The following is a 3,345-nucleotide window of genomic DNA, read 5'->3' on the forward strand; positions in this document are numbered from 1 at the left end:
CGGTGAAAGAAAGTGCGCTCTGGCGCTGTGCTAAGTGCAACCAACAATGCCTCAGACCCGGTAAACAAAGCGGCTTAACCAAATCCGAACGTTGTTCCTTAACTTTAACAGTGCACCACCGCAACCGGATACCAGAGGATAATCGCCCAGAAAACTTAATTGCTCTTTGTACCGCCTGCCACCTTTCTTATCACAATCGCGGTCAATCAAACGTCTCGCCTGGACAATTATCGCTGTTCCCCGATGATGGCATTGACTGGGATATGATGGATTGCTCTCTGGAATCGGCAATTGAAAATATCAAAGAATATTAAAGAATTAGTAGAACTGCTTCAACCCTTGCAGCAAGAAGATAAAAATCTGCACGGAACACGCGCAGATTCTCACCAATACAAACTGAGGCAAACGCTTGCGGAAGAAGAGTTGCAGAGTTTTGAGCGGAAACATCAAATCAAGCTACCCGAAGATTACCGTACCCAATTTATTTCTTTGAAGCTCCAGAAATCCCGGCTCAACTTGAGTTAAACGAAGACAGGATAGTTATCAAAATTAATCCTTGGCCTTTCATCTTAGCGCAACCTTGACATAGTTGCTCTTTGTAGGAAGCGCAAAGCAACCAACACAAACGAGATGTTTTCCTTGAAAGGCAGTCTGTCCCCCGCCATTTGGAGGGGGCTATTTTAACTATCCTAAACCACCGAAATTGGTGAGGTCAAACTTAAATCGAAGCCAATACTATCATTTTATAACGTAATAAAAGCCAGCATTTATGAAGAAAAAACCATCAATACCAGATGCAATTCTGGCCATAGATTTTGGCGGCTTATCTACTAGAGTTTTTTGCCAAAGTTCGCAAACAGGCAGTAAAGCAAGCTCCTTTGTAATGGAATCGCAGGTGGGGCCGGTGAGCCAAGACATAGCCAATTGTTTCACAAAACCTAACCTTGCATCGGCATCTCCCGAAAATATTGCTTGGGTGGCAATTGGCAATGAATGTCGAGCCGTTGGCTACCTGGCAGCAGCGCAATTCAATGCTCACATTGGTTTGGCAGGACTGAAGTACAGTAGCGCTTTGTACAAAGCTCTAGCAGCTTTGTGGGTAATATCGCGGAAGTTAGATTTGGGCAATCAATTCAGCGCTGCGATCGCAGTTTTCTTGCCCCCAGGCGAATTTAATGACTCCAAGCAATTTTTTGAGCTATTAAGTCAATACTCTGCTTCATTTGAAACACCCACAGGCAAGCTATCCGTCACCCTGGACAAAACCCAAGCTTTGCAAGAAGGCGGCGGCATTGCTTTGATCCACAACAGCAATTTAGGTTCAGCCTTCAAGCAGCGGGTAACTGCCTTTGTGATGGTAGGATTTCGCAATGCTTCGGTAATAGTTTCGGCACGCGGTGCTGTCGGTAAGGGCAAAACTTCCGACTTAGGAATGGTAAAGTTGGTGGATCTAGTTCAAGAGCGAACCTCTAACTACGATGCTTCCCGTTTGGCTTTATCAATCGCTCAAACAGGCGTAAGCTACAACCGCCCTTACTTTTACCGAATTGCTCGAAATCGAGAGGATGCAGCGAAAGATCGAGAAGTTGACCAATTGATTGAAGCAGTGAAGCTGTCTCGCTTCGACTATGCTCGAATGCTATCTCATTGGATTAATGAAGTGCTGCCGCCAGATTTAGATGAAATTGTATTTTGCGGGGGTACTTCTGAATATATGAAGCCAGAACTGCGAAATCATTTTTCTCATTATTTGCTGTCTTGGCACGCAGGCATAACAGTGCCAAAAACACTTGATCCTGATGGTTTAGGTTGCCGCATCGCTGATGTTTACGGACTATTTTCTTACTTCAAATCTCAGTTTGAGGCACTGGGGCAAAGGTCTATTGCGGCAACTTCTCAGAGGGCAGAAGATACAACTTCCACTTCAGGAGATAGTCCAGTACATCCGACTGATATACAGAGTGTTAAAGAATGTGTTGAACAATCTACCAAGCCAAAATCCGAGGAACCTACTCACCCAAGATCCGAGCCACCTACTCAATTAAAAATTGAGCAATTTACTCACGCTAAATCCGAGCAATCTACTGAACAAAAGACTGAAGATATTACTGAACAAAAATTTGAGGAAACCACTGAACAAAAATTTGAGGAGCCCACTGAACAAAAGACTGAAGATATTACTGAACTAAACACTGAACAATGTGCTAAACAAAAGGCTGATTCAAGTATCAAAGATAGCTGCTTAGATGATTCTAATAAATTGAGTGATGAGTCGAATACAGAACCTTCATTAGAGGAATCTGAAGCAAACTTAGATGCAGATCTCTTATTGGGAGGGCCCTACCGAGGTTCTGGAAAGAAGGTGAGGAATTATGCCTAGAAAACGCTACAAGGAATTTTGCTGGCGCTGTCAAGTTTTGCCAGATTCCGAAGACGCTATCTTGCTGTATTACCTGCAAAATCATCCTTTTTTTAGTTTAAAAGAAACGATTTTACCTCTGATAAAAGCGCGGTGGCTGTTAGCAGCTTTACGCAATAGCGGTAGTCATTCTAGTACAGACTTAGAGTATTTGAGGCGAGAGAGCATTAATTTTTTGCTCAGGCAGATAGATGAAGTTTGCCGAGATGTGGGATTTAACTGTACCGAGTTAGGAGCAATTGCTCCTGGTATTTCTTCGGGTTTAATTCCTTTAGCTACTTTCTCTCACTTGTCGAATCCAGGTACATCTATTGCTACGGAATTAACTGCCCCGGAGAGTTCAAATCCAGCAAGTTTGCCCGAAGAAAAAGAACCAGAGGACTTTTCGGGAGAACTTGAGTTTGAAAACAGCGCATTTAACTTAGCTGGTTTCGATCCCGCAATGGTCGGGCCTAGCTTTAGTTAAAAATTATTAAGTCTTTAATAGATATCGACACCCAGCAAGGAGGAATGAAATGACTAACATGATTCACTTGGTTGACGGCGAGAAAGGTGGCGTTGGCAAGTCCATGCTAACTCGGATTCTGGTTGAATTCAATCAGAAGTATGAACTGCTGTACACGTTAATTGATGGTGATTTTCAAAATCCTGACGTGCAGCAGCGCTATCCTGAACACAATGCAAAAATCGTAGCTTTAGTTGAAGATGAAGAGAAGTTTTTCGATATCGATATTATTTTTGAAACAGCAGTAGAAAATCCTGTTATTGTCAATTTACCAGCACGGGTTTACGGCATTATCAACAAATGGATTGACGAAGCTAATCTAACTTCTCCTGATTTTAAAGAGCAGTCAGGAGTTGATGTTTGTAAGTGGTTTATTTGTAAGGATTCAGGTCAAAAAAACTTAAGTGGCAAAAGCTGGTAA

Annotated in this window: 4 protein-coding genes; all 4 read left to right on the forward strand. The window is 42.7% G+C overall.

Annotated features, from left to right (window positions below):
- Positions 1-314, forward strand: a 314-nt coding sequence (locus IQ270_RS29145; RefSeq protein WP_193976599.1) for an HNH endonuclease, incomplete at its 5' end; no start/stop codon positions are given.
- Between the two features lie 455 nt (positions 315-769).
- Entirely contained in the window at positions 770-2,380 is a 1,611-nt protein-coding gene (locus IQ270_RS31610) for a ParM/StbA family protein (protein WP_228056807.1), read from the forward strand.
- Complete coding sequence (locus tag IQ270_RS29155) at positions 2,373-2,885, forward strand: hypothetical protein (RefSeq protein ID WP_193976600.1); 513 nt, start codon at positions 2,373-2,375, stop codon at positions 2,883-2,885. The genes IQ270_RS31610 and IQ270_RS29155 overlap by 8 nt, the downstream gene beginning before the upstream one ends.
- Before the next feature lie 49 nt (positions 2,886-2,934).
- Positions 2,935-3,345 carry a hypothetical protein gene (locus tag IQ270_RS29160; RefSeq protein ID WP_193976601.1) on the forward strand — a complete coding sequence of 137 codons (411 nt, stop codon included), beginning with the start codon at positions 2,935-2,937 and terminating at the stop codon, positions 3,343-3,345.

Origin of the sequence: Microcoleus sp. LEGE 07076 (genome assembly GCF_015207455.1) — a bacterium.
Classification (GTDB): Bacteria; Cyanobacteriota; Cyanobacteriia; order Cyanobacteriales; family Microcoleaceae; genus Microcoleus.

Coding starts and splice junctions, on each gene's coding strand:
- IQ270_RS31610 (WP_228056807.1), top strand. CDS start 770: ATGAAGAAAAAACCATCAATACCAGATGCAATTCTGGCCATAGATTTT.
- IQ270_RS29155 (WP_193976600.1), top strand. CDS start 2,373: ATGCCTAGAAAACGCTACAAGGAATTTTGCTGGCGCTGTCAAGTTTTG.
- IQ270_RS29160 (WP_193976601.1), top strand. CDS start 2,935: ATGACTAACATGATTCACTTGGTTGACGGCGAGAAAGGTGGCGTTGGC.